Source organism: Pseudomonas sp. URIL14HWK12:I12 (genome assembly GCF_003097135.1).
Classification (GTDB): domain Bacteria; phylum Pseudomonadota; class Gammaproteobacteria; order Pseudomonadales; family Pseudomonadaceae; genus Aquipseudomonas.
In genome coordinates this window covers 156,035-180,787 of the sequence record NZ_QEQL01000004.1, presented here as the reverse complement: position 1 = coordinate 180,787, position 24,753 = coordinate 156,035, and the positions used below count along the sequence as shown (strand labels likewise).

Annotated in this window: 23 protein-coding genes; 10 read left to right on the top strand and 13 right to left on the bottom strand. The window is 64.7% G+C overall.

The window, feature by feature from the left end:
* Window position 1 precedes the first annotated feature (1 nt).
* Window positions 2-1,186 (top strand): HlyD family efflux transporter periplasmic adaptor subunit, encoded by a 1,185-nt coding sequence (locus F474_RS13525; RefSeq protein ID WP_097085097.1) that lies wholly within the window; start codon window positions 2-4, stop codon window positions 1,184-1,186.
* Window positions 1,187-1,229: 43 nt separating this feature from the next.
* A complete protein-coding gene (locus F474_RS13520) occupies window positions 1,230-2,759 on the top strand; it encodes a DHA2 family efflux MFS transporter permease subunit (RefSeq protein ID WP_097085098.1) in 1,530 nt (509 codons plus the stop codon).
* On the opposite strand, the gene F474_RS13515 is transcribed toward F474_RS13520, so the two are convergent.
* Window positions 2,748-3,560, bottom strand: a complete 813-nt coding sequence (locus F474_RS13515) for a TlpA disulfide reductase family protein (RefSeq protein ID WP_097085099.1) — start codon at window positions 3,558-3,560, stop codon at window positions 2,748-2,750. The genes F474_RS13520 and F474_RS13515 overlap by 12 nt on opposite strands.
* A 138-nt stretch (window positions 3,561-3,698) precedes the next feature.
* Between F474_RS13515 and F474_RS13510 the strand changes: the two genes are divergently transcribed.
* Both F474_RS13510 and F474_RS13505 read left to right on the top strand, forming a co-directional pair.
* Window positions 3,699-4,376 carry a response regulator gene (locus tag F474_RS13510; RefSeq protein ID WP_097085262.1) on the top strand — a complete coding sequence of 226 codons (678 nt, stop codon included), beginning with the start codon at window positions 3,699-3,701 and terminating at the stop codon, window positions 4,374-4,376.
* Window positions 4,373-5,728 (top strand): sensor histidine kinase, encoded by a 1,356-nt coding sequence (locus tag F474_RS13505; RefSeq protein ID WP_097085100.1) that lies wholly within the window; start codon window positions 4,373-4,375, stop codon window positions 5,726-5,728. Before F474_RS13510 ends, F474_RS13505 begins: the two co-directional genes overlap by 4 nt.
* Before the next feature lie 109 nt (window positions 5,729-5,837).
* On the opposite strand, the gene yghX is transcribed toward F474_RS13505, so the two are convergent.
* The 5 genes from yghX to F474_RS13480 all read right to left on the bottom strand — a co-directional run bounded on the left by yghX (window position 5,838) and on the right by F474_RS13480 (window position 9,389).
* Window positions 5,838-6,728 carry a YghX family hydrolase gene (gene yghX / locus F474_RS13500; RefSeq protein ID WP_097085101.1) on the bottom strand — a complete coding sequence of 297 codons (891 nt, stop codon included), beginning with the start codon at window positions 6,726-6,728 and terminating at the stop codon, window positions 5,838-5,840.
* Between the two features lie 16 nt (window positions 6,729-6,744).
* On the bottom strand, window positions 6,745-7,215 hold the full coding sequence (locus F474_RS13495) for a nuclear transport factor 2 family protein (RefSeq protein WP_097085102.1): 471 nt from the start codon (window positions 7,213-7,215) through the stop codon (window positions 6,745-6,747).
* Between the two features lie 56 nt (window positions 7,216-7,271).
* Window positions 7,272-7,868, bottom strand: coding sequence for a DUF1826 domain-containing protein (locus F474_RS13490; protein ID WP_097085103.1), 597 nt, complete (start codon window positions 7,866-7,868; stop codon window positions 7,272-7,274).
* Entirely contained in the window at window positions 7,865-8,764 is a 900-nt protein-coding gene (gene folE2, locus F474_RS13485; protein ID WP_097085104.1) for a GTP cyclohydrolase FolE2, read from the bottom strand. The genes F474_RS13490 and folE2 overlap by 4 nt, the downstream gene beginning before the upstream one ends.
* 91 nt (window positions 8,765-8,855) lie before the next feature.
* Entirely contained in the window at window positions 8,856-9,389 is a 534-nt protein-coding gene (locus tag F474_RS13480) for a GNAT family N-acetyltransferase (RefSeq protein WP_097085105.1), read from the bottom strand.
* A 230-nt stretch (window positions 9,390-9,619) separates the two neighbouring features.
* On the opposite strand from F474_RS13480, the gene F474_RS13475 reads away from it, so the two are divergent.
* The gene (locus F474_RS13475; RefSeq protein ID WP_371916139.1) at window positions 9,620-11,323 is read left to right on the top strand and encodes an ATP-binding protein; all 1,704 of its coding nucleotides are present in this window, start codon (window positions 9,620-9,622) and stop codon (window positions 11,321-11,323) included.
* A gap of 60 nt (window positions 11,324-11,383) precedes the next feature.
* Window positions 11,384-13,450 carry a PAS domain-containing protein gene (locus F474_RS13470; protein ID WP_097085107.1) on the top strand — a complete coding sequence of 689 codons (2,067 nt, stop codon included), beginning with the start codon at window positions 11,384-11,386 and terminating at the stop codon, window positions 13,448-13,450.
* Here F474_RS13470 and F474_RS13465 read toward each other — a convergent pair.
* Window positions 13,444-14,052 (bottom strand): NAD(P)-dependent oxidoreductase, encoded by a 609-nt coding sequence (locus tag F474_RS13465; RefSeq protein WP_097085108.1) that lies wholly within the window; start codon window positions 14,050-14,052, stop codon window positions 13,444-13,446. The two genes, F474_RS13470 and F474_RS13465, sit on opposite strands and share 7 nt — an antisense overlap.
* A gap of 147 nt (window positions 14,053-14,199) precedes the next feature.
* Here F474_RS13465 and F474_RS13460 point away from each other — a divergent pair, with 147 nt between their 5' ends.
* A complete protein-coding gene (locus F474_RS13460) occupies window positions 14,200-14,574 on the top strand; it encodes a helix-turn-helix domain-containing protein (RefSeq protein WP_097085109.1) in 375 nt (124 codons plus the stop codon).
* On the opposite strand, the gene F474_RS13455 is transcribed toward F474_RS13460, so the two are convergent.
* From F474_RS13455 to F474_RS13440, 4 genes are all read right to left on the bottom strand, one after another.
* Complete coding sequence (locus F474_RS13455; RefSeq protein ID WP_256577737.1) at window positions 14,556-15,365, bottom strand: amidohydrolase; 810 nt, start codon at window positions 15,363-15,365, stop codon at window positions 14,556-14,558. The two genes, F474_RS13460 and F474_RS13455, sit on opposite strands and share 19 nt — an antisense overlap.
* Before the next feature lies 1 nt (window position 15,366).
* The gene (locus tag F474_RS13450; RefSeq protein WP_097085111.1) at window positions 15,367-16,731 is read right to left on the bottom strand and encodes a TIGR00366 family protein; all 1,365 of its coding nucleotides are present in this window, start codon (window positions 16,729-16,731) and stop codon (window positions 15,367-15,369) included.
* A gap of 41 nt (window positions 16,732-16,772) precedes the next feature.
* Window positions 16,773-17,957 (bottom strand): CaiB/BaiF CoA-transferase family protein, encoded by a 1,185-nt coding sequence (locus F474_RS13445; RefSeq protein WP_097085112.1) that lies wholly within the window; start codon window positions 17,955-17,957, stop codon window positions 16,773-16,775.
* Window positions 17,958-18,052: 95 nt separating this feature from the next.
* Window positions 18,053-18,946, bottom strand: coding sequence for a LysR family transcriptional regulator (locus F474_RS13440; protein WP_097085113.1), 894 nt, complete (start codon window positions 18,944-18,946; stop codon window positions 18,053-18,055).
* A gap of 98 nt (window positions 18,947-19,044) precedes the next feature.
* On the opposite strand from F474_RS13440, the gene F474_RS13435 reads away from it, so the two are divergent.
* Together F474_RS13435 and F474_RS13430 are read left to right on the top strand one after the other, a co-directional pair.
* Window positions 19,045-19,890, top strand: coding sequence for a CoA ester lyase (locus F474_RS13435; RefSeq protein ID WP_097085114.1), 846 nt, complete (start codon window positions 19,045-19,047; stop codon window positions 19,888-19,890).
* 39 nt (window positions 19,891-19,929) lie between these two features.
* A complete protein-coding gene (locus tag F474_RS13430; RefSeq protein WP_218191656.1) occupies window positions 19,930-21,270 on the top strand; it encodes a 2-hydroxycarboxylate transporter family protein in 1,341 nt (446 codons plus the stop codon).
* A gap of 64 nt (window positions 21,271-21,334) precedes the next feature.
* On the opposite strand, the gene F474_RS13425 is transcribed toward F474_RS13430, so the two are convergent.
* Both F474_RS13425 and F474_RS23265 read right to left on the bottom strand, forming a co-directional pair.
* On the bottom strand, window positions 21,335-22,153 hold the full coding sequence (locus tag F474_RS13425; RefSeq protein ID WP_097085116.1) for a pyruvate, water dikinase regulatory protein: 819 nt from the start codon (window positions 22,151-22,153) through the stop codon (window positions 21,335-21,337).
* 36 nt (window positions 22,154-22,189) lie between these two features.
* Window positions 22,190-22,372 (bottom strand): hypothetical protein, encoded by a 183-nt coding sequence (locus F474_RS23265; RefSeq protein WP_097085264.1) that lies wholly within the window; start codon window positions 22,370-22,372, stop codon window positions 22,190-22,192.
* Between F474_RS23265 and ppsA the strand changes: the two genes are divergently transcribed.
* Window positions 22,319-24,688 carry a phosphoenolpyruvate synthase gene (gene ppsA, locus F474_RS13415; protein ID WP_097085263.1) on the top strand — a complete coding sequence of 790 codons (2,370 nt, stop codon included), beginning with the start codon at window positions 22,319-22,321 and terminating at the stop codon, window positions 24,686-24,688. The genes F474_RS23265 and ppsA overlap by 54 nt on opposite strands.
* Window positions 24,689-24,753 lie beyond the last annotated feature (65 nt).

Sequence of the window (24,753 nt, the reverse complement as noted above, 5' to 3'; positions counted from 1 at the left end):
CATGGCCGATGACAATGCCTCCGTGCAACCCAAGAGCAACCCGCGCAAGCGCAAGCTGTTCCTGATCATCCTGGTGCTGGTCGTGGTGCTGGCCATCGCCGGCGTATGGCTGTGGCACAGCCTGTACGGCAAGTGGTACGAAAGCACTGACGATGCCTATGTGAACGGCAACGTGGTGTCGATCACCCCGCTGACCGGCGGCACGGTCACCAGCATCGGCGCCGATGACGGTGACCTGGTGCACGCAGGGCAAACCTTGATCGTGCTCGACCCGTCCGATGCGCGCATTGCGCTGCAGAGCGCCCAGGCCAACCTCGCCCGCACCGTCCGGCAGGTGCGTGGCCTGTACACCAATGTCGATGCGCAAAAGGCACAGGTCGGCACTCGCAAGGCCGATGTACAGCGCGCGCAGGAGAACTTCAACCGGCGCAAGAACCTCGCCGCCAGCGGGGCGATCTCCCAGGAAGAGTTGGCCCATGCCCGCGACGACCTGACCAGTGCGCAGAATGCGTTGAACAACGCCCAGCAGCAATTGGCGACCACCCAGGCGCTGGTGGACGACACCCAGATTGCCTCGCACCCTGAGGTGCAGGCCGCCGCGGCGCAGGTGCGCGATGCCTACCTGGCACAGGCACGAACCACCATCGTCGCGCCGGTCACCGGTTTCGTGGCCAAGCGCACCGTGCAACTGGGCCAGCGCTTGCAGCCTGGCGCCACCACCATGGCCGTGATTCCGCTGGATGAGGTGTGGATCGACGCCAACTTCAAGGAAACCCAATTGCGCCAGATGCGCATCGGCCAGCCGGTGACCATCACCGCCGATATCTACGGCGACGACGTGGAGTACAAGGGCACCGTCGAGAGCCTGGGCGCAGGCACCGGCAGCGCGTTTTCGTTGCTGCCGGCGCAGAATGCCACCGGTAACTGGATCAAGATCGTCCAGCGGGTGCCGGTGCGCATCAAGCTCGAGCCCGACCACCTGCGTGACCACCCGCTGCGCATAGGCCTTTCGACCGTGGTGGATGTGGACCTGCATGACACCAGCGGCCCGATGCTGGCGCAGCAACCGCCGCAGCAGGCTTCGTTCACCACTCAGGTGTATGACAAACAACTGGGCGAGGCCGACGATCTGATCGCGCGGTTGATCCACGACAACAGCGCAATGGGCAAAGCCGCCCAGCGTTGAGCCGCCCATGGCCCCGCCCGCGGGGCCCGCGCAGGTATCGAACATGAGCAATAACGGTTACTTCAAGCCGCCCAGCCTGGTGCTCAGTACCATCGGGCTATCGCTGGCGACTTTCATGCAGGTGCTGGACACCACCATCGCCAACGTGGCGCTGCCTACCATTTCGGGCAACCTGGCCGTGAGCTCGGAGCAGGGCACCTGGGTCATTACCTCCTTCGCGGTGGCCAACGCAATCGCCTTGCCGTTGACCGGTTGGATGAGCCGGCGCGTGGGCGAGGTCAAGCTGTTCATCTGGGCAACCTTGCTGTTCGTGCTGGCTTCGTTTCTCTGCGGGATTTCGACCTCGATGCCTGAGCTTGTGGGCTTTCGCGTGTTGCAGGGCGCTGTGGCGGGGCCTCTGTACCCGATGACCCAGACGCTGCTGCTGGCGGTGTACCCGCCGGCCAAGCGCGGGATGGCGCTGGCGCTGCTGGCGATGGTCACGGTGGTGGCGCCGATCGCGGGGCCTATCCTCGGCGGCTGGATCACCGACAGCTACAGCTGGCCGTGGATTTTCTTCATCAACATTCCCGTAGGGCTGTTTGCCGCCGCCGTGGTGCGCCAGCAACTGGCGGCGCGGCCGGTTACCCTGAGCCGCCAGCCGATGGACTACGTAGGGCTGGTGAGCCTGATGATCGGCGTGGGCGCGTTGCAGGTAGTGCTCGACAAGGGCAATGACCTGGACTGGTTCGAGTCCACCTTCATCGTCGTCGGCACTGCCATCTCGGCCGTGGCGCTGGCGGTGTTCGTGATCTGGGAACTGACCGACGAGCACCCGGTGGTCAACCTGCGGCTGTTCGCCAACCGCAACTTCGCCGTGGGCACCCTGGTGCTGGTGTTCGGCTATGCCGGGTTCTTCGGCATCAACCTGCTGCTGCCGCAGTGGCTGCAGACACAGATGGGGTACACCGCTACCTGGGCGGGCCTGGCAGTGGCGCCGATCGGTTTGTTGCCGGTGATCATGTCGCCGTTCGTGGGGCGCTATGCGCATAAGTTCGACTTGCGCATCCTGGCGGGGTTGTCGTTCACCGCCATCGGGCTTTCGTGCTTCATGCGCGCCACCTTCACCACCGAGGTGGATGTCATTCATGTGGCCCTGGTGCAGTTGTTCATGGGGATAGGCGTAGCGTTGTTCTTCATGCCGACGCTCAGCATCCTGCTGTCGAACCTGCCGCCACAGATGATTGCCGATGGCTCGGGGCTGGCGACCTTCCTGCGCACGCTCGGTGGCAGTTTCGCGGCCTCGCTGACCACCTGGATCTGGATTCGCCGGGCCGATATGCACCATGCGTACCTGACCGAAAACGTCAGTGTCTACGACCCGCAGACCCAGCAGGCGCTGGCACAGCTAGGGGGCGCTGGCGGGCGCAGCTATGCGCAGCTGGAGCAGATGGTCAACAGCCAGGCCTACATGTTCTCCACCGTGGACTACTTCACGATGCTGGGCTGGATCTTCGCCGGGCTGATCATTCTGGTGTTTTTCGCCAAGCCGCCGTTCACGGCCAAGGCGGGGCCTTCGTCTTCAGGGCATTGACGGCTTGAGCATCTTCAACGCGTGTGCGAGTGAGGCTTCGGACAGCTCACCCAAATGGCTGCCCACCCGCTTGCCTTCGGCGTCGTAAAAGAGGGTGGTGGGCAGGGCATGGGCGCCTACTTCAGCGGCCAACGCGCCATCGGGGTCAAACAGCACCTGGCTCAGCGAAAGGCCGGTGGTGGCGCTGAAGTTGGCCACCACCCCCAGGCTCTCGCCCTGGTTGACGAACACGAATCTTACCTCGGGGTGTGCCTGCTGCGCGGCCACCAGTACCGGCATCTCGCGCCGGCAGGGCGGGCACCAGGTCGCCCACAGGTTCACCACCAGTGGCTTGCCTTGGTAGGCCGCCAGGCGTGTGGTGCGGCCGTCGGCCTGCTGCAACACGCTGGCCGGCAGCGCCGAGCCCTGTTGCCACCACGGCAGGGCCGCCCCTGCCGCCAGCCACAGGCCTATACCCAGGCCACCACCGGCCAGCACGCCACGGCGCAACGCCGGGCGGCGCCACAGCAACAGCGCTGCGGCAGCCAGAGCGAACGCCAGGCCACTGAACGGGCTGAAGCCGCCGTCGCGCAGGTCGATCACCTGCCAGCCGTGGCCGCTGTACTGCGGCCAGTACTGCACCACGAACACTGCCCGTGCCGCCACCAGCGACAGCAGGAACAGGCGCCATACCCAGGCCTGGGCATCGCCCGGCCCGCGGGGGCCGAGCCTGGCGGCCAGCAACAACGCGGCGCCGAGGGCCAGCAACAGCGCCAGGTGCTGCATCGAAAGGGTGAAGGGCCCCAGGGCCAGGCTCAGCATGCCGGTGTCCTCATCGAAAGTGCTGGGATCATGTCGCTGACGGGTTAAGCGGCTATTAATCGACACCCCGGGCATAATATGGCGTTAATACCCCAGGCACAGGATGCCTGTTCCCTGATGGCCCGCGCCGAGAGCATCATGCACGTACTGCTTTGCGAAGATAACGACCTGATCGCCAGCGGGATCGCCGCCGGCCTTACCGCCCAGGGTGCAGTAGTCGACCGGGTCGCCACCGCCAGCGCCGCCGAGGCGCTGCTCAAGGCTGGGCATTTCGATGTGATGATCCTCGACCTGGGCCTGCCCGATGAAGATGGCCTCAAGCTGCTACGGCGCCAGCGCCAGGCTGGCAACCTGTTGCCGGTGCTTGTGCTCACCGCCCGTGACGCGGTCACCGACCGGGTAGCGGGCCTGGAGGCCGGCGCAGACGATTACCTGCTCAAGCCCTTCGACCTGCGCGAGCTGGCCGCGCGCCTGCACACCTTGGTGCGCCGAACTACCGGGCGCGCGCAGAACCGCATCGAGCACGGCCCGTTGTGCTACGACCCCAGCACCCGGGAAACCTGGCTCGACGGGGTGGGCGTAGACCTCTCGCGGCGCGAGCAGGCCATCCTCCATGCCCTGCTGCAGGCCCCCGGCAGAGTGCTGTCCACCGACCAGCTCAAAGACTGCGTGTACGGCTTCGATGATGACGTCGAGAGCAACGCGCTCAACGTTCACATCCACCACCTGCGGCGCAAACTGGGCAACGGCATTGTCGAAACCGTGCGCGGGCTGGGCTACCGCCTGGGCCCCGCCGGCAAGGGTGAGCAGCCATGAGCCTGCGCCTGCGTCTGTCGCTGATCCTGGGCGGGGGCTTCATTCTCATTTGGGTACTGGCCTCAGCCTGGATGTTCCGTGACCTGCGCAACCAGATGATGTTTTCCCTGGATCAACGGCTGGTGGCCTCTGCGCGGATGGTCGCCGGGCTGGTCGACCAACTGCCGCCCAAAGCGCAAGGTGGTGCAACCACGCGTTTCTCCGCCGGCGCCCTGACCATCCCCGATGGCATGGCCTGCAAGGTCAGCTCGCTGCGCGGGGAGATTCTCGCCCGTAGCCATACGGGCGCCGAGCCTGACCTGGCTTCCCACAGCGGTTTTCATGATCAGACCATCGAAGGTGAGGCCTGGCGCACTTACACGTTGGACCGAGGCGATGTGCGCATTACCACCGCCGATCGCACCCAGGAGCGCGAGGCGCTCAACAGCTCGATCCTGTTGGCGGCGTCCGCCCCGGTGCTGGTGGCGCTGCTGGGCAGCCTGGGCATGCTGTGGATGGGCCTGGGCCGGGGCCTGGCGTCCCTCAACCGTATCCGCGATGCCTTGCTCAAACGCAGCCCCGATGCACTCGAGCCGCTTGCCATCGGCCACCTGCCCAGTGAGCTCAAGCCTTTGCTGGAAAGCCAGAACCAGCTGTTGCAGCGCATCGGCCGCACATTGGAGCGCGAGCGCCGCCTGACTGGCGATGCCGCCCATGAGTTGCGTAGCCCGCTTACCGCGATCAAGACACACCTGCAGGTGGCGCGCATGACCGATGCCAGGGTGCGCGACCAGGCCCTGGAGCATGCCGAGCTGGCCACTGACCGCTTGCACAGCACCCTGGAGCAGTTGCTGCTGCTGGCCAGGGTCGAAGGCAGCCTCTCTTTCGACGATGGCGTACAGCTGAGCCCTGAGCAGGTGGCCCGTGCGGCGATCCATGACGCCTGCGCCGGCGACCGCGAGCGCATCCGGCTGGAGCTGCCGGGTAGCCTGGCCGACACCGCACTGGGCCTGCCCTCGGCACTGGCAATCGCGGCTTTGCGTAACCTGCTCGATAACGCCCTGCGCCATAGCCCCGCCGATACCAATGTGCACCTGACACTGCGCACCGAGGGCGCTGAGGCGCTGTTCGAAGTGCGCGATTTCGGCCCGGGCATCAGTGATGAAGATCTGCAGCACCTGACCGAGCGCTTCTGGCGGTCCAGTACCAGCAGCGGCTGCGGGCTTGGGCTGGCGATCGTGAAGGCGATCGTGCACCGCTGTGGGGGGGCATTGCGTTTTCAGCCGCAGGCCGATGGGTTGCAGGTGGTGCTGGCGTTGCCGATGCTCAAGGGCCAGCCTTCGCAAAATGTCTTTTCGCTTGGCCAATCCTGATAGATCCATCCGTTGGCCCGCGCTGCCCTTCGTGTTCAGTTTCATCATCCGGCTTAGGTACCGGGGCGATGACACCGGCTGCTCTGAGCCTCGTCAGCACAGGGCAGCCTCAGGCCAGATAGCGCCCGAACCACGCCAGCGTACGCTGCCAGGAAAGCTCCGCCGCGGCCTTGTCGTAACGTGGGGTCGAATCGTTGTGAAACCCGTGGTTCACCCCTGGGTAGACGAACCCCTCGTACACCTTGCCTTGAGCCTTCAGCGCCTGCTCATACGCCGGCCAACCGTCGGTGATAGGCTTGTCCAGTTCGGCGTAATGCAGCAGCAAGGGCGCCTTGATTCGTGCCACATCTTCGGCTTTAGGCTGGCGGCCGTAGTAGGGGACCGCAGCTGCCAGCTCCGGGTGCGCGACGGCGGCCGCGTTGGCCACGCCGCCGCCGTAGCAGAAGCCGGTAATGCCCACCTTGCCGCTGCTGTCTTCGTGCACACGCAGCCAGTCGATGGCGGCGAAAAAGTCATTCATCAGCTTTTGTGGGTCGACCTTGGCTTGCAGTTCGCGGCCCTTGTCGTCGTTGCCGGGGTAGCCACCGACCGAACTCAAGCCATCGGGTGCCAGGGCCAGGTAACCGGCCTTGGCCAGGCGCCTGGCGACGTCTTCGATATAGGGGTTGAGCCCGCGGTTCTCGTGGACCACCACCACCGCCGGCACTTTGCCGGTGGCCTGAGCAGGGCGCACCTGGTAGGCCCGCACTTGCCCATGACCTTGTGGCGAGGGGTAGTACAGGTAGTCGGCGACGATCGACGGGTCGGTGAACGGGACCTGTTCGGCCTGTGCGTAGTTGGGTGCCAATGCCGCTACCAGGGCCGGGCCGGTCAGGCCGGCCACCGTGAACGCCGCAGCGCCATCGAGAAACTGCCGGCGGCTCACCCTGCCGTGCACGTAGCCGTCGTAGATTTCGAGCAGTTCAGGGGACAGGTCTTTGGCGCTGAGTTGGTTCGGCATGGCGCTGCTCCCTGGCTCACAGGCCCAGTTCGGAAAGAGAAGGGTGGTCAGCCGGGCGCGGGCCTTGTTCCCACAGGAACAACCGCTGATGCGCCCCGCTCAGCGCCAGGTCGTTGATGCTGGCGTGGCGGGCGCTCATCAAGCCGTGCTCGTCGAACTCCCAGTTCTCGTTACCGTAGCTGCGCCACCAGCGGCCTTGATGGTCGTGCCATTCATACGCAAACCGCACGGCAATGCGGTTATCGCAATAGGCCCAGACTTCTTTGATCAGCCGATATTGCTGCTCACGTACCCATTTGGCGCGCAGGAACGCCTCGATTTGTGCGCGGCCCTGGATGAACCGGTCGCGGTTGCGCCAGCGGCTGTCTTCGGTATAGGCCAGGGCTACGCGGGCCGGGTCGCGTGTGTTCCAGGCATCTTCGGCCATGCGTGCTTTTAGCGCGGCCTGTTCCAGGGTCGTGAAAGGTGGCAATGGTGGGCGGCTCATGAGCGCTCCGATCAAGGGGTAACAGCTGTTGATCTAAGCACCTGCGGCCCATCTTCTCAAGCGAGCCAGTCCAGCGTCATGATCAAGCGGCGTTCGCCTTCTGCCAGCGGTGGGGAGCGGTGCTGCACGCCGCGGCCCTGATTACCGATCCATTTCTCGCCTTTTAGCAGGGCCAGGTCGCCAGCTGCCAGGTGCTGCTGGGCCCCGCTCGCGTCCAGCCACTGGGTAGCGCTGCCGGTGTAGGTGGTGATCAGCCGCACCGGCACATGATCGACATGCCAGCGTGGGCACATGGCCTTTTCCAGCACGCGCAGGCGTACGCCCAGCCGCCGCACGCCAAGCAGGCAGCAGAATGCATCAGCGACCCATTGCAGGTCGTTGAGAAACGCTGCGTGCCCGGGCAGGTGCTCGGCGTGGCGCAATAGGGGGCTCAAGTCGCAACAGGCGGTATCGGCCGCGACGTCGAGGCTCAGGCTGTCGCCCCAACCCGGGCTCTGTGCCGACAACGCCCGGGCGAAGGTTTGCACCGGTTCGCTCAGGCAGCGCTGCCAGGCGGCGAGGTTCACGTCGTCTTCGAAAATACGCGTCAAGGTGAGCAGGTTGTCGCCCACTACTTGCAGGGTGTGCGCCTGGGGCGCGGCCAGGGCGCTCATGCGGCGCCTCCCCAGGCGACGGCGTCATGCGGATGCAGGCTTTCCTGGTGGCTGACATGTACTTGCAAACCCTCGTAGTGGGGGCGCAGGGCTTCCAGCAACACGCGGCTGGCATCTTCGACATACATCAGGTGTTCGCCATTGCGCTGAGCGAAGGCTTGCTCGTCGGCGCGCTTGACGGCCGTTTGCACCGGCGTGCCCAGCGCCTGTTCGGCCCGTGCGATCAGCGCTTCGAGCCCAAAGCCTGGCGCATCCTGCGCCACGGCCACGCGGATACGCGCCACGCTGCGCTGGCTGTGCGGGGTGGCGGCGCTGGCGTGGGCACGCAACCAGTTGGCGACGAACTCGGTGGGTAACGTGTTCTGCCCGGCGAAGTCCGCCAGAAACCGCTGCTCGATGACCTGGCGGGCCAGGGCTGCTGAGCAGGGGCAGGTGGAGGAGTAGGTCACGCAGGCTTCCATGGTCAGAGACAGTGAAGCCCCCTGGCGCTTGACCGTCAGCGCTATGGGGTAAGCGGCCCAGCCAGCCAGCCCTGGGGTTACCAGCGCCGGTCGCTGGCGTAGCCAATCGAAGCGAAAGCAGGCTTGGGCGCTGCCGGCCTGGCAGTCGGCATGGCTGTGGAGCATTTCAGCCGTCAGCTCGCTCAGCACCGCCGGGCTCAGGCGTTGGCCTGAGCCGAGCGGCGCCAGCAGGCGGTACAGGCGCGACATGTGGATGCCTTTGATTCGCGGGTCGGGCAGGTCGACGAACAAGTCGGCCCGAGCGTGCACCGGATGCTGGGCACAGGGTTCGGCCAACCACAGCGGAAGGTCGATACCCCGCATGCCCACGGCGTCCAATGCAGCGAGCGGCACGGGTTGTTCATAACGGGCAACATCAGGGAGAGGCAAGTTCATGGGGCGGCTCGACGGAAAGGCCTATGGCAAAGAAGGAATGAATTTATATGTTATATAGTAACATTATTCAAATCTTCATCACCCTAGAGCCTCAATCTTTCGGCGCGCTGCGGTCTCCATCGCCGAGCGGGCGCTGCATCAGCACCACATCCAGCCAGCGGCCGAACTTGAACCCTACTGAACGGAACACCCCGGCTCGCTCGAAGCCCTGGGCGGAATGCAAGCCACAGGAGGCGGCATTGCCGCTGTCGCCGATGGAGGCGAGCATTTGCCGATAGCCTTGCGCAGTACAGTCGGCGATCAACTCGGCCAGCAGTGCCCGGCCAATACCCTGGCCGGCTGCGTCGTGGCGCACATAGATCGAATCCTCCACGCTGAAGCGGTAACCGGGGCGCGGGCGGTAAGGGGTGGCGTAGGCATACCCGACGACTCGGCCGCCTTCGGTGGCGACCCGATAGGGCAGGCCGGCGCCGGTAATCGTCTGCCAGCGCTTGTGCATTTCTTCGAGGCTGGGCGGTTCCAGCTCGAAACTGGCGGTGCCATGCAGCACATGGTGGGCGTAGATGGCCTGGATCGAAGGCAAATCGTCGGCGCGAGCATCGCGCAGGGTTCCGGCAAAGGGCATTCAAGCGAGCTCCGAGTGTTCAGAACCCCGAGCATCGGCCGGTTCAAGCGCCGGCACAACCGTCCCCGGCAAGAATTCGTCAGGTTTCGTAATCCCAGCCCCGCATAGGCTCCAGCAGCGAGTGGCGTGCAGTTGTGCTGAGGCACGGCCGTCAGTTGTCACTGGCTAGATAAGCGCAGTGGCGGTATAACATCATGGCAGGAACGGCCTGCCTTTTCAGTGCGCATCGAATGAGTATTTTTTCTACCCAGGCGGCCTCTGCGCCCGACGCAGCGCCCGATGGTTTTCAGGACGGCACTGGCAGCGATGCAGAGCGCGTTCAATTGGCCTTGGCGGCGGGTGCCATCATTGGCACTTGGTTCTGGCACCTGCCCAGCGACAGCTTCACCATCGACGAGCAGTTCGCTGCCTCCTTCGGCATGCCGCCCGGCGGCCTGCGGCATGGGTTACCGTTGGCGCAGGTTATCGAAACCGTCCACCCCGACGATCGCCCCGGCCTGATCGAGGCCATCAACGCTGCCATCGCCCGCGGTGGCAGCTATGCCTATCAGTACCGTGTGCGCCGTGCCGACGATTGCTACCACTGGATCGAGGCCAACGGCCGCGTAGAGTTCGACGAGCAGGGCAACCCCTGGCGCTTTCCAGGCGTGCTGCTGGATATCGAGCACCGCCGTACCATAGAAGCTGAGCGTGACCGTGCCACAGCCATGCTGCGCGCCCTCACCGATAGCCTGGAACAACGCGTGAGCGCGGCGATCGCCGAGCGCGAGCGGGCTGAGGCCGACCTGCGCCAGGCGCAGAAAATGGAGGCGGTAGGGCAGCTGACCGGTGGCCTGGCCCACGATTTCAATAACCTGCTGGCCGGGATCAGCGGGTCGCTCGAGCTGCTGCAGGCGCGCCTGAGCCAGGGCCGGCTGGCCGAGCTGCCGCGCTACATCGAAACCGCTCAGGACGCCACGCGCCGTGCCGCTTCACTGACGCATCGGCTGCTGGCGTTTTCACGCCGGCAAACGCTCGATCCCAAGCCTACTGACGTCAACCGCCTGGTCCAGGGGTTGCAGGAACTGATCAATCGCAGCGTCGGCCCGCAGATCGAGGTGGCCTATCAGCCCGATGCAGGCCTGTGGCAAGCCCTGGTGGACCCCAACCAGTTGGAAACCGCGCTGCTGAACCTGTGCATCAACGCCCGCGACGCTATGCCGGGCGGCGGCACCTTGCGCATTGCCGGTGCCAACCAATCGCTGGAAGAGGGCCCGGCGCTGGACATCGGCCTTGCCGCCGGGCATTACCTGGCCTTGAGCGTGGCCGACACCGGCACCGGCATGACCCCAGATGTCCTGTGCCGCGCCTTCGACCCGTTCTACACCACCAAGCCCATAGGGCAGGGCACCGGGCTGGGCCTGTCGATGGTCTATGGGTTCGTTCGCCAGTCCGGCGGCCAGGTGCGTATCCACTCGGAGGTGGGCCAAGGCACCACCATGACGTTGTACCTGCCGCGGCATGTGGGGGTAGACCCCGCAGCGACCGCCGCCGACAGCCTGCCGCCGTCGCCTTCGATGGAGGGGCGTGTGCGGGTGCTGGTGGTCGACGACGAGCCGGCCCTGCGTACGTTGCTTACCGATAGCCTGGCCGATGCCGGCTTTTCGGTGACGCAAGCAGCCGATGGCGCAACCGGCCTGGCCATTTTGCAGGGCCCGATGCCGCTTGACCTGCTGATCACCGACGTCGGCCTGCCCGGCGGCATGAACGGCCGCCAGCTGGCCGATGCCGGGCGGGTATTGCGCCCTGGGCTGCGCACCCTGTTCATCACCGGCTACGCCGAGCAGGCAGTGATGGCCGCCGGCAGCCTGGAAGAGGGCATGGCCCTGATGACCAAGCCTTTCGAGCTTCGCCAGTTGGCCGAGCGTGCACGGCAGATGGTTCAGGCCAAGTAAGGCGTCTGGCGGCCCGATGAGCGTATCATCGGCATTTTTCGCTCAACCAAGAGAGCTTCGGTGAACACAGACCCCATCCAGTCCATGCAAGCGCGGATACGCGAGCTGGAGGCGGAGAACGCCCGCCTTCGCGCGCAGGCGCTGCCGGCCGAAACTCAGGAGCGCTATCGCTTCCTGTTCGACACCATGGACGAAGGTTTCTGTGTGATCGAGTTCATCGACAGCGAGCACGGCCCGCTCAGCGATTACGTGCATGTGCTGGCCAACCCGGCCTACGCCAAGCATGCCGGTATCGAGAACGTGGTCGGCCAGCGCCTGCGGCAAATGGTCCCGGCCGAGGCCGATGCCTGGCTCGCTCGCTACGGCCATGTGGTGCACACCGGCGAGCCGATCCGGTTCGAACAGGAGCTGGTCGCCACCGGCCGCTACCTGGACGTGACGGCGTTTCGCATGGAGCCGGCAAGCCGTCATCAGGTGGCGGTGCTGTTTCAGGACGTCACCCCACGCAAACGTGCCGAACGCGCGCTCAAGGAACTCAACGAAACCCTCGAGCAACGGGTTCGGGAGGCCAAGGCCGAGCAACGGGTGCTGGCCGCGGTGGTTGACGGTGCCAGCGCCATGATCCACGTGTTCGATCACGACTATCGCTGGCTGGCGATCAACGGCTCTGCCGCGCGCGAGTTCGAGCGGCTTTTCGGTGTGCGTCCCGAGCGTGGTGAGAGCCTGCAACATGCCTTGAGCAGTGACCCGGAGCGCGTGGCCCAATGGCAGGGCTTGTGGTCGCGCGCCCTGCGCGCAGAGGTGTTCAGCGAGGTGCTGGATGTGCCGCTCGGGTCGGGGGGGCGCCATTACGAGCTGGAATTCAACCCGCTGTTCGATACCCAGCCACAGCAGATCGGCGCCTACATGTTGATGTTCGATGTGACCGAGCGCGTTCGCGAACAAGCACGCCTGCGCCTGGCTGAGGAGGCACTGCGCCAGTCGCAGCGCATGGAGGCGGTGGGGCAGCTCACCGGAGGCATCGCCCACGACTTCAATAACTTGCTCACGGCCATTTCCGGCTCGCTGGAGTTGCTGCTCACACGCCTGGCCCAAGGCCGCTATCAGGAACTGGAGCGCTACGTTGGCTCGGCGCATTCGGCCTCACGCCGGGCTGCCTCGCTCACGCACCGTTTGCTGGCTTTTTCGCGCCGGCAAACGCTTGAGCCGCGTGCGGTGGACACCAACCGCCTGGTAGTGCAGATGGAGGAGCTCATCCGCCGCAGTGTCGGCCCCAGCATTGATGTCGAAGTGATCACTGCCGCCGGGCTGTGGACCACGTTCGTCGACCCACCGCAGCTGGAAAACGCGTTGCTGAACCTGTGCTTGAATGCGCGCGATGCGATGCCTGGCGGGGGCCTGATCACCATCGAAACCGCAAACCGCTGGGTCGACGAGCGGCTGGCCAGCCAGCGGGAGCTGGCGCCAGGGCAGTATATTTCCCTGAGTGTCAGCGATGCCGGCTGCGGCATGACCCCCGAGGTGATGGCGCGGGCCTTCGAACCGTTCTTCACCACCAAGGCGCTGGGTGAGGGCACCGGGCTGGGCCTGTCGATGGTCTACGGCTTCGTTCGCCAGTCCGGTGGCCAGGTGCGCATCTATTCGGAAGTGGGCCTGGGCACCACCATGTGCCTTTACCTGCCCCGGCATTACGCCAGTGCCGAGGAAGAAGCGCTCAACCAGGCCGAGGGCGTGCCGCCCCCGGCCAGCGCGGGCCAGCGCGTGCTGGTGGTGGACGATGAGCCCTCAGTTCGCATGCTGGTGGCGGAGGTGTTGGGCGACCTGGGTTACTGCGTGATCGAAGCCGCCGACGGTGCAATGGGGCTCAAAGTGCTGCGCTCGGACGAGCGCATCGACCTGCTGATCAGTGATGTAGGCCTGCCTGGTGGTATGAACGGTCGGGAAATGGCCGAGGCTGCACGCCAGGTGCGCCCGGGCCTGCCCGTGCTGTTCATTACCGGTTACGCCGAGAATTCAGTGATCGGCCATGGGCACTTGGACCCTGGCATGCGCATCCTCACCAAACCGTTCACGCTTGAGGCACTGGCCATGCGCGTCGAGCATGTGCTCGGCGGCCAGGATCAGTAGCCGACGGTGAAGCGCTGCCGCGAATGGCGTGGGTGTTCGATCTCGTCGACCATGGCCACCGCGTAGTCCTCGAACGAAATCCGGCTGCCTTCGGGGCCCACCAGCAGCTCGTCTCGCCCAAGGCGGAATTGCCCGGTGCGTTGACCGGCGAAGAACTCTGCCGAGGGTGACAAGAACGTCCAGTCCAGCTGGCTTTCCTGGCGCAGCAGGTCGAGAAACGCTGCCCCGGCGGTGGCCTCGGCCAGGTACTGGGCAGGGAACTGGGGTGATTCGATCAGGCGCTTGCCGCCTGCGAGCAGGCTGCCGGCGCCGCCCACCACCAGGTAGCGAGGCACCCCACTTGCTCGCACGTCGGCCAGCAGCTGTGCCGGCTGGCTGGCGGTGAAGTGCACCGAGCTGATGACCAGGTCGTGGCCGGCGATCAGCTGTTGCAGTTTCTCGCTGTCGTTGGCGTCGCCGGCCACGGCCGTCACGTTGGGCAGGGGCTGTATGCGTTCCGGGTGGCGGGCGATGGCGGTCACGTTGTGGCCGCGTTTGGAAAGCTCGGCGAGAAGGCGCGAGCCCACTTGGCCAGAGGCGCCAATCAAGGCAATACGAGGCATGCAGAACTCCTTGGGTGCAGTTTATGGATCAGGTATGAAAAGTAGACCTTTGAGGCCGATAAAGGTACGGTGCTGCCTCGCCGCGCACAAGAAGTCAATCTAACGAGACTCGGTCAGCGCGCAGTGACTGCCTCGGAGGTTTTCAACATGAACGACGAACCAGCCGGCCTTGCCGTCGAGTTCGACCAACCCTGCCCGATCCGTGATGTGTTGGACCGGATCGGTGACCAGTGGAGCCTGCTGGTCATGGAGGCGCTTGACGGGCGTGTGGTGCGCTTCAACGAACTGGGCCGGGAGATCGCCGACATCTCCCGGCAGATGCTTTCCCGCACCTTGCGCCGGCTCGAACAGGATGGGTTCGTGGTACGCAAGGTCTACCCGCAGGTGCCGCCACGGGTCGAATACCGCCTCACCCCCTTGGGTGAATCGTTCCTGGTACCGATGCGCCAACTGATCGGCTGGGCCGATACCCACCACGGTGCCATCTGCCGCGCACGCCGAGCCTACAGCGGCCAGCCGTAGAGCCGCGCCGGGTTGTCGACCAACACCTGGCGGGTGAGCGCGGCGCTTTGCGTCCAGTGATCGAGCAGGGCGCGCAGGCCGGCATCGCTCGGCGGGTGCTCGGCTTCGGTGACGTGCGGCCAGTCGCTGCCCCACACCAGCCGCTCGGGGGCGATGCTCAGGTAGGCGCACGCCACGTCGCTGGCGTCTGGGTAGGCTGGGGCACCGATCCGGGTGTTGAGGTAGGCGCCACTGAGTTTCACCCAGGCCTGCCCAGCAGCCAGGCGCTCGGCGATGAAGCCAAACGCTGGATGAGCGGTGCCCGCCGCCGGTGGCAGGCGGCCCAGGTGGTCGAACACCACGGGCACCGGCAGCCGGCGAATCACGCCTTGGGCTTCGAGGATCTGCTCAGCGCTCATGTGCAGCTGGGCGTGCCAGCCCAGCTCGGCAATGCGCTGGGCCAAGGGTTCGATCATCGCCAGGCTGACCACCGCATCGGCCGGGTTCCACAGGCTGAAGCGCAGCCCGCGTACGCCGGCTGCGTGCCACCGTTGCAACTGGGCGTCGCTGACAGACGTATCTGCTACCGCAATGCCGCGGCCGCGGCCTTGTAGCTGGGCAAGCGCGTCGAGCAGGCACGCAGGGTCGGTGCCATGCACCTTGGCCTGCACCACTACCGCGCGGCTCAGGCCCAAAGGGCCAGCCATGCGCTGCCAGTCGGCCAGGGTGCGGCCGGGGGCAGGGGTGGAGCCATCGGCGACGGCAAAGCGTGGGTCGATCACATGGATATGGGCGTCGCAGGCGTTATTCATGTCACACCAGCCACAGCAGGGCAGCGCCATACGCAAAGGCGGCCACCAGAAAGGTCACGAAGGTGAAGCCCAGCACCCGTTGCACGCCCACGCCCGCCATGGCCACCACCGGCGCTGCCCAGAAAGGCTGGAGCATGTTCGAAACCTGCTCGCCCATGGCCACTGCCATGGTAGTGGCCGGCAACGAAGCATGCAGGGTGACCGCCGCCGGGATCGCGAACGGCCCTTGCACCGCCCAGTGGCCGCCGCCACTGGGAATGAGGAAGGTCACCAGCAGCGAGCAGATGTAACTCCAGAAGGGCAGCGTATGTGCAGTCGAAATGGCAACGAAGCCCTGGGCGATCACCCCTGGCAAGCCGCTGGCTTCCATGATGCCCATGATCCCGCCGTACAGCGGGTACTGCAGCATCATCGAGCCGCTCTGGCGCGCGGCGGCCTTGACCGCATCGGCATAGGCCAGCGGGCTGCCGTGCAGCAGGATGCCGACGGTGAACATCACCACGATCACACCGTTGACGCCCGACAGCGACAGGTGCCCCGCAGCGGCGTAGAGCATGACGCCGATGCCCAGTGCGCCCATGGCCAGGCTGCCGAGCGGCGAGTGCTCCAGCCATTGGGCAAAGCTCAGCCGCCCCTGCGGGCGTTGGCGGGGCTCGGGGTCGGGGTGGCGGGCCAGGTCCAGGGCGATGATGTCCTGCTCACGTGGGCGCAGCGCCGCCAGCACGAAGGGCATGACCAGCAGCATGAACGCGGTCGGTACCAGGTTGAACGGGGTGAACACCATTTCGCTCATGCCCAGCACCTGCCCAGTGATCTTCTGCACCACGTTCATCGGGCTGCCAGGGGTGGTCTGGGCCAGCACGATGGAGCTGGACAAGCCGCCTGCCCAGACGACCCAGCCGGAAAAGCCCGCCGCCACGATCCAGGCGAAATCCACCCGCAGGCGCTTGGCGATTTCCCGCGCCAGCAGCGCCGACAGCACCAGGCCGAAGCCCCAATTGAAAAACGAGGTGATAGCCACGCAGAGGAAGATCAATGCCGCGGCCTGATTAGGCGTGCGCGCAAGGCGGATGACGTGGGTGAAGCCGCGCTGCACCAGGGGCGCGTGTGCCAGCGCATGGCCGAGCACCAGCACCAGGGTGATCTGCAAGGCGAAGCCGAAGATATTGCAAAAGCCTTTGTACCAGCCACCGAACAGCGCATCCAGCGAAGCCTGTGGTGCGATCAGCCAGGAAGCGATCGCCACCAACAGGGTGATGAACACTGCCAGCACGAAAGGGTCGGGGATGGTGCGCTCGAACAGGCCGATGGTGCCTTCGGTGAAGCGCGTGCGCAGGTTGCGCGGCGCGGCGAGGGAGCTGGGCATGGGGGTTTCCTGATTGTTGTGATTATGGAAACAACAGCGACTTAAACGAGCGCGCCCTGGGCACGCAGCGTGGCCAGCTGGCGGGCGGTGAAACCGTATTCGGCCAGCACCTGGTCGCTGTCGGCGCCGAAGACCGGTGCGGCGAAGGGGGCTGGGCCGGGCGTGCGGCCAAAGGTGACGGCACGTGTAAAGCCGCGGTAACGGCCCACTATGGGGTGCTCGAAATCGCTGATCAGGGCCTCGGCCTGGCATTGCTCGAAGTCGAACATCGCCTCCAGCGGGCGGGCTGCGGCACAAGGCACCGCTTCACCGAAGCGCCGCTCCCATTCCAGGGCGCTGTGCTGGCGCAAGGCTTGATGCAGTTGCGGGATCAGCAGGTCCTTGTTCTGTGCGCGCTTGCGTACGCTGTCGAAGCGTTCGTCGTTGGCCAGGTGAGCCAGGCCGGTCAGCTCGCACAGCGCCTGCCAGAAGTGCGGGGTGTTGGCCGAAAGGTACAGGTAGCCGTCGCCGGTAGGGTGCAGGCCGGTGATACCGCCTGAGCGCATGTCCCGGTCCAGTTCGCGCGGCTCCTGCTCAGCCCATACCAGCCGCGCAGATTGCATGGCCAGGGCGCTGCGCAGCAACGATACCCCCACCTCCTGGCCAAGCCCGGTGCGCTCTCGCTCATAGAGCGCCGCGGCTACACCGCTGGCCACCATCGCCGCGGCATAGTAGTCCACCACCGACCCATAGAGAATCTCAGGCGCGCCGCCAGGCTTGGCCTGGGCGTTGCACATGCCGGTCATGGTCTGCAGCACCTGGTCGTAGCCGGCTTTGTCTTTGAGCGGGCCCTGTTCACCGTAGCCGGTGACGCTGCAGTAGATGAGCCGGGGGTTCACCGCCTGCAGCTGTTCCCACGCGATACCCAGCCGGGCCGGCACGCTGGGGCGAAAGTTGTGCACCAGTACGTCGGCCTGGCGCACCAACGCCAGAAGGGCTTCACGCCCGCCCGGGGCCTTCAGGTCGAGGGCCACACCTTGCTTGCTGCGGTTTACGCCGAGAAAGGCGCGGCTTTCACTGGCCAGTGTTGAGGGGTATTTACGCAAGTTGTCACCGCTGGGCGGTTCGATCTTGATCACTCGGGCGCCCTGGTCGGCCAGAAGCGAGCAGCCGTAGGGGCCTGCGATGTAGGCACTGAGGTCCAGTACCGTGATGCCTGCCAGAGGGCCAGCGCCGGTGGTGTGCATCGTGTGTCTCCATTGTTGTTGTCGCAGCCGCAGTGGGCGGCGTTGACGCCATTCTGGGAACGATGAACGCTGAATAAAATGTCTTTTTAGTGGCTTCATACTCCAGAAATTATGGATTGTTGCTCGGGCAGGGCGTTGAACAAGACTTCGCTGAATACCTCGATCAGCCGCTGGCGTGCGCTGTTGCGCCGCCACAGCAGGCCGATCGGCCGTTGCAGGCCCGGGCCCGGCAACGCCAACTGAACCAGGCCCGGTTGAGCGTGCAAGGGCTGCCACTGCGGCACCAGCGACACACCCAGGCCACCCTGCACCAGCGCGGCAATGGCGTCGAGGGCATCGATTTCGAAGCGCTCATGCGGCGCGATGCCGGCCTCCAGCAGCCAGCAGTCGGCCAGCAGGCCGCCATACGAGCGCCGGTGGTAGCGGATGAAGGGCTCCTCGCGCAGCGCCCGCACTGCCTGGCGACTCGCCAAGCGCGCGTGGGCCAGCACCACGAAAGGCTCGTCGCGCAGTGGCCGCCAGGCGAACTCCTTGGGCAGCTCGAACGCGGGGCGAACCATTAGCGCGACATCGATCTCATCGCTTAGCACTTTGCGATATAGCGCATCGGAAAATGCCGGCTCCAGGTGCGGGCGCAGGTGTTCGAAGCTGTCGATCAACGTGGCCAATACGCCGGGCACCAGGTAGCCGAGTGCCGAGCTGATACAGCCGATGCGCAGGTCACCGGCCACGGTGTCTTGGGCGGCAATGGCCTTGAGGTCGCGTGTGCGCTGCAACAGCTCCTGGGCCGGGCCCACCAGTGCCGCCCCCGCGGCGGTGAGTTGCATGCTGCGCCCGGCACGGCTGAGCAGGGTGGCGCCGATTTCCAACTCCAGCGCCTTGATGCGCTGGGCCACAGCAGTGGGGGTGAGGTTCAGGCGCCGGGCAGCTGCGGCAGTGGAGCCTGAGTGGGCAACTTCGAGAAAACTTGCAAGGTATCGTGTGTCCATAAGTGAACCAAAACTGGATTGTGAAGCTAGAAATACGCACTTTAGTTGGTTTTACCTCCCTTGCACTATGGCCTCATATCACAACAACGAGATTGGCCATGCGCAGCAAACTTTTCGTGCCCGGTTCACGGCCGGCGCTTTTTTCCAAAGCGTTGGCATCGGCCGCAGACGGCGTTAGCTTCGACCTGGAGGACGCCGTGGCCGCGGCCGGCAAAGGCGAGGCGCGCGCGGCTCTGGGTGCCTTTCTTTCCAGCCTGCAGCCTTCGGGAAAGGTCGTGGTAGTGCGGGTCAACGGCCAGGCCAGCGAGCATCACGAGGCTGATTTGGAGGCGCTGGCTGGTGTGGCGCTGGATATCATCAACTTGCCCAAGGTAGAGCACCCCGACCAGGTTCGGGAGCTGGCAGAGCGCCTGCGCCGCTGGCCGCGGCCCGTGAGAATTCTTGCCACCATCGAATCGCCCAAGGGTTTGCGGCTAGCGGCCGACATCGCCTGCGCCGACCCGCTGTTGATGGGCTTGCAATTGGGTTTTGCAGACCTGTTCGAACCGCTGGGCATCGAGCGATATCAGCCAACGGTGGTGCTGCCGGTGCAACTGGCGGTGCGGCTGGCGGCAGCTGAGGCGGGTATCCACGCCTACGACGCCGCCTGGGCAGCGATCCAGGATGCCGAGGGCTTTCGCCAGGAGGCCGAGCAGGCGCGGCGGTTGGGGTTCACGGGCAAGTCGTGCATTCACCCCAGCCAGGTGGCGGCGGCGAACCTCGCGTTTCAGCCCAGCGAGGCGCAGATCGCCCGGGCCCAACGGGTGCTGGCCGCCGCCGAACAGGCCGAGCGCGAGGGGGTGGGGGCCTACCAGGTCGATGGGCATATGGTCGACGGGCCTTTCGTTGCCAGTGCGCGCGCCGTGATCGAACAGGCCCGCAGCGCTGGCCTGCTGCCGGCCTGACCCTTCATAACCCACTACAACAATAAAATGAGGTTCACCATGCACAGCGAAACGACTCTGGCGCCCGCCCCCCGGCAGCGCCCGGCCCTGTTATGGCGGTTGATGGACATCCGCGTGAGCTTCATCCCCTTGCCTATCTACCTAGCGCTGGTGGGTTTGGTCGGCGGGTTGCTGGCGATGAACCAGCTCAAGCCCGACCTGCCGATCATGGTGGCGGTGATCGGCCTGGGTGGGGCTACCTGCGCAGCCATCGGCAAGGGCTTGCCCCTGTTGGGCAAGATTGGCGGCGCGGCCATTGTTTCGGCGTTTCTGCCTTCCTACCTGGTGAGCCTGGGCTGGGTGCCGGCCGGGCTGATCGCGCCGGTGACCAGTTTTACCAAGCAGAGCAACTTCATTTACCTGTTCGTGTCGGCCGTGGTGGTAGGCAGCATCTTCACCATGGACCGCAACCTGATCATCAAAGGGTTTGCCAAGATCTTCCTGCCACTGGCACTGGGGTCGGTGCTGGCATTGATTGCCGGTGCGGCGGTCGGTGTCGCCTGTGGCATGCCGCTGCGCCAGGTGCTTTTTTTCGTGATCGTGCCGGTGATGGGTGGCGGGCTGGGCGAGGGCGCCATTCCGCTGTCGGTGGGCTATGGCGAAATTCTGGGGCTTGATTCAGGCAAGATTCTCGCCCAGTTGCTTCCGATCATCCTGCTAGGCAACTTGGTGGCCATCACTGCCTGCGGCGCCCTGGACCTGCTCGGCCGGCGTTTCCCAGCGCTGACCGGTAACGGGCGGCTGCAGGTGACCGAGCAAGCGGCAGAAGCACCCGGCGGCGAAGCAGTCGAGGCTGCGTTCGACAGCCAGATCGTGATGAATGTGATTGCTGCCGGGATGTGCGCCATTGGCTTGTACCTGGCAGGTGTGCTGCTGCATGCGCTGTTCGGGTTGCCGGGGCCGGTGTGCATGTTGCTGCTGGCGGTGCTGTTGAAGCTGCTCAAGGCCATCCCGCCGCGCCTGGAGCAAGGTGCGCGCGTACTGTTCCAGTTCTTCACCACCTGCGTGACTTACCCCTTGCTGTTCGCCAACTCGATTGCGGTCACGCACTGGAGCGAACTGACGGCAGCCTTTCACCTGGGTAATGTGCTGACCATCGTCACTACGGTGCTGGTGCTGGTAGGCACCGGCTTCGTGGTGGCGCGGCGGCTGGGCATGTACCCCGTAGAGGCCGCGATCGTCAACGGGTGCCACAGCGGGCTGGGCGGTACAGGTGACATTGCCATTCTGACGGCAGCCAATCGCATGCAGCTGCTGCCATTTGCGCAAATCGCCACCCGTATTGGCGGGGCGATCACGGTGATGGCAGCCTTGGTGGTGCTGGCTAACCTGGGGCCTTGAACCTCAGGAGTTCCCAAATTGGTGGCTGGGCCGCGCCCTATGGAAAAGAGGCGCGGCCAGGTAACTACTTGAACCGCCGCTCGACGCCCATTTCCGCCAGAATCCGGGTGGAGATTTCCTCCACCGAGAAGTGCGTCGAGTTGATATGCGGGATGTTCTCTCGGCGAAACAAGCCCTCTACCTCGCGCACTTCGAACTCGCATTGGGCAAAGCTCGAATAACGGCTGTTGGGCTTGCGCTCATGGCGAATGGCAGTCAAACGGTCGGGGTCGATGGTCAGGCCGAAGAGTTTGTGACGGTAGACACTGAGCGCTTTGGGTAACTGCAGGCGCTCCATGTCGTCTTCGGTCAGCGGATAGTTGGCCGCGCGGATGCCAAACTGCATTGCCATGTACAGGCACGTCGGTGTTTTGCCACAACGCGACACGCCCACCAATATCAGATCGGCTTTGTCGTAATAATGCGTGCGGGCACCGTCGTCGTTGTCCAAGGCGAAGTTCACCGCTTCGATACGTTCCATGTAGTTGGAGTTACGCGCGATGGAGTGCGACTTGCCTACCGAGTACGAAGAATGTGCGCCCATCTCCTGTTCCAGCGGGGCAAGGAAGGTGGAGAAGATGTCGATCATGAAGCCATTGGAGGTTGCCAGGATGTCGCGGATGTCCTGGTTGACGATGGTGTCGAAGATGATCGGCCGGGCACCTTCACGCTCGGCGGCGGCGTTGATTTGCGCCACCATCGCCCGGGCTTTGTCCACGGTATCGATATAGGGGCGGGTGAACTTGTTGAAGGTTATGTTTTCGAATTGTGCCAGCAGGCTCTGGCCCAGAGTCTCGGCAGTGATGCCGGTACCGTCGGAAATGAAGAAGGCGGAACGTTTCATCTGTTCAAGGGCCTTTAGGCTGCCAGTCGATCTTGGCTATGATACGCGCGTTTTGCTGGTCTTAGTGCCTGGCCACCCGGCTTTCCGGCGTAGGCCGTCGTCGCCAGGGAAGGCTGATGCCCACCTGGCCAAGTGTTGTTTCAACCCTTTTGCGGAGAGATCACCTTGGTAGAGTACGTAGTTTCCCTCGATAAGCTCGGCGTCCATGATGTGGAGCATGTGGGAGGCAAAAACGCATCCCTGGGCGAGATGATCAGCAACCTGGCCGGTGCTGGGGTGTCGGTGCCCGGAGGTTTCGCCACCACGGCTCAGGCCTACCGTGACTTCCTGGATCAAAGCGGCCTGAACGACCGCATCCACGCGGCCCTCGATGCACTGGATGTCGACGACGTGGTCGCCCTGGCCAAGACCGGCGCACAGATCCGTCAATGGGTGATGGAAGCCGAGTTTCCCGAGCGTCTGAACCAGGAAATTCGCGAACATTTCGCCGAGTTGTCCAAGGGTAACCCCGACATCGCCGTAGCCGTGCGCTCTTCGGCAACCGCCGAGGACCTGCCCGATGCATCTTTTGCCGGCCAGCAGGAAACCTTCCTTAATATTCGCGGTGTCGAGAACGTGATTCGCGCGGCCAAGGAGGTGTTCGCCTCCCTGTTCAACGACCGCGCCATCGCTTACCGCGTCCACCAGGGCTTCGACCACAAGCTGGTGGCGCTGTCGGCCGGCGTGCAGCGCATGGTTCGTTCGGAAACCGGCGCCGCGGGTGTGATGTTCACCCTCGACACCGAATCGGGCTTTCGCGACGTGGTGTTCGTCACCTCGTCTTACGGCCTGGGCGAAACCGTGGTGCAGGGCGCGGTCAACCCCGATGAGTTCTACGTTCACAAGGCCACCCTTGAAGCGGGCCGGCCGGCCGTGTTGCGCCGCAACCTGGGCAGCAAGGCCATCAAGATGATCTACGGCGACGAAGCCAAGGCCGGCCGTTCGGTCAAGACCGTGGACGTCGACAAGGCCGAGCGCGCGCGTTTCAGCCTTACCGATGCCGAGGTCAGCGAGCTGGCCAAGCAGGCGATGATCATCGAAAAGCACTATGGCCGCCCGATGGACATCGAGTGGGCCAAGGATGGCGATGACCATCAGCTCTACATCGTTCAGGCCCGCCCGGAAACCGTTAAAAGCCGAGCCAACGCCAACGTCATGGAGCGCTACCTGCTCAAGGAAAAAGGCAAGGTGCTGGTCGAGGGCCGCGCCATCGGCCAGCGCATCGGCGCCGGCAAGGTGCGGGTGATCCACGACGTCTCGGAAATGGACAAGGTGCAGCCCGGTGACGTGCTGGTCTCGGACATGACCGACCCTGACTGGGAACCGGTGATGAAGCGCGCCAGCGCGATCGTCACCAACCGCGGCGGGCGCACCTGCCACGCAGCGATCATCGCCCGTGAGCTGGGCATCCCCGCGGTGGTCGGTTGCGGCAACGCCACCCAGTTGCTCACCGATGGCCTGGGTGTAACCGTCTCCTGCGCCGAAGGCGATACCGGTTTCATCTTCGAAGGCCAGTTGGGCTTTGACATCAAGCAGAATTCGGTCGATGCCATGCCCGAGCTGCCGTTCAAGATCATGATGAACGTCGGCAACCCCGACCGCGCTTTCGATTTCGCTCAGCTGCCCAACGAAGGCGTAGGCTTGGCGCGGCTTGAATTCATCATCAACCGCATGATCGGCGTGCACCCCAAAGCGTTGTTGGGCTATGCCGACCTGCCGGCCGAGATCAAGGACAGCGTCGACAAGCGTATCGCTGGCTACGATGACCCGGTCGGCTTTTATGTCGAGAAACTGGTCGAGGGCATCAGCACCCTGGCCGCCGCTTTCTGGCCGAAAAAGGTCATCGTGCGCCTGTCGGACTTCAAGTCCAACGAATACGCCAACCTGATCGGCGGCAAGTTGTTCGAGCCTGAGGAAGAGAACCCGATGCTGGGCTTCCGCGGGGCTTCGCGCTACATCAGCGAGTCGTTCCGTGACTGCTTCGAGCTCGAGTGCCGGGCGCTCAAGCGGGTTCGCGAGACCATGGGCCTGACCAACGTCGAGATCATGGTGCCGTTCGTACGTACGCTGGGTGAAGCGAGCCAGGTGGTCGAGCTGCTGGCCAGCAATGGCCTTAAGCGCGGCGAAAACGGGCTAAAGGTCATCATGATGTGCGAGCTGCCTTCCAATGCCCTGCTGGCTGACGAGTTCCTCGAGTATTTCGACGGTTTCTCCATCGGCTCGAACGACCTGACTCAACTGACCTTGGGCCTGGACCGCGACTCGGGCATCATTGCCCACCTGTTCGACGAGCGAAACCCCGCTGTCAAGAAGCTGCTGGCCAGTGCCATCGCCGCCTGCAACAAGGCCGGCAAGTACATCGGCATCTGCGGCCAGGGCCCTTCGGACCACCCGGACCTGGCCAAATGGCTCATGGAACAGGGTATCGCCAGCGTGTCGCTGAACCCCGATACAGTGCTGGAGACCTGGTTCTTCCTCGCCGACGAACAGGCCTGATGGATGCGCCCCTCACGGGGCGCCTGGATCACGACAGGGCGGGTGCCAACCCGCCCTTTTTTCAT

Coding starts and splice junctions, on each gene's coding strand:
- F474_RS13430 (WP_218191656.1), top strand. CDS start 19,930: ATGCACAGCGAAACGACTCTGGCGCCCGCCCCCCGGCAGCGCCCGGCC.
- F474_RS13425 (WP_097085116.1), bottom strand. CDS start 22,153: ATGAAACGTTCCGCCTTCTTCATTTCCGACGGTACCGGCATCACTGCC.
- F474_RS13465 (WP_097085108.1), bottom strand. CDS start 14,052: ATGCCTCGTATTGCCTTGATTGGCGCCTCTGGCCAAGTGGGCTCGCGC.
- F474_RS13495 (WP_097085102.1), bottom strand. CDS start 7,215: ATGAGCCGCCCACCATTGCCACCTTTCACGACCCTGGAACAGGCCGCG.
- F474_RS13475 (WP_371916139.1), top strand. CDS start 9,620: ATGAGTATTTTTTCTACCCAGGCGGCCTCTGCGCCCGACGCAGCGCCC.
- F474_RS13480 (WP_097085105.1), bottom strand. CDS start 9,389: ATGCCCTTTGCCGGAACCCTGCGCGATGCTCGCGCCGACGATTTGCCT.
- F474_RS13515 (WP_097085099.1), bottom strand. CDS start 3,560: ATGCTGAGCCTGGCCCTGGGGCCCTTCACCCTTTCGATGCAGCACCTG.
- F474_RS13490 (WP_097085103.1), bottom strand. CDS start 7,868: ATGAGCGCCCTGGCCGCGCCCCAGGCGCACACCCTGCAAGTAGTGGGC.
- F474_RS13435 (WP_097085114.1), top strand. CDS start 19,045: ATGCGCAGCAAACTTTTCGTGCCCGGTTCACGGCCGGCGCTTTTTTCC.
- F474_RS13455 (WP_256577737.1), bottom strand. CDS start 15,365: ATGAATAACGCCTGCGACGCCCATATCCATGTGATCGACCCACGCTTT.
- F474_RS13520 (WP_097085098.1), top strand. CDS start 1,230: ATGAGCAATAACGGTTACTTCAAGCCGCCCAGCCTGGTGCTCAGTACC.
- F474_RS13450 (WP_097085111.1), bottom strand. CDS start 16,731: ATGCCCAGCTCCCTCGCCGCGCCGCGCAACCTGCGCACGCGCTTCACC.
- F474_RS13505 (WP_097085100.1), top strand. CDS start 4,373: ATGAGCCTGCGCCTGCGTCTGTCGCTGATCCTGGGCGGGGGCTTCATT.
- F474_RS13440 (WP_097085113.1), bottom strand. CDS start 18,946: ATGGACACACGATACCTTGCAAGTTTTCTCGAAGTTGCCCACTCAGGC.
- F474_RS23265 (WP_097085264.1), bottom strand. CDS start 22,372: ATGCTCCACATCATGGACGCCGAGCTTATCGAGGGAAACTACGTACTC.
- folE2 (WP_097085104.1), bottom strand. CDS start 8,764: ATGAACTTGCCTCTCCCTGATGTTGCCCGTTATGAACAACCCGTGCCG.
- F474_RS13525 (WP_097085097.1), top strand. CDS start 2: ATGGCCGATGACAATGCCTCCGTGCAACCCAAGAGCAACCCGCGCAAG.
- F474_RS13510 (WP_097085262.1), top strand. CDS start 3,699: ATGCACGTACTGCTTTGCGAAGATAACGACCTGATCGCCAGCGGGATC.
- yghX (WP_097085101.1), bottom strand. CDS start 6,728: ATGCCGAACCAACTCAGCGCCAAAGACCTGTCCCCTGAACTGCTCGAA.
- F474_RS13445 (WP_097085112.1), bottom strand. CDS start 17,957: ATGCACACCACCGGCGCTGGCCCTCTGGCAGGCATCACGGTACTGGAC.
- F474_RS13460 (WP_097085109.1), top strand. CDS start 14,200: ATGAACGACGAACCAGCCGGCCTTGCCGTCGAGTTCGACCAACCCTGC.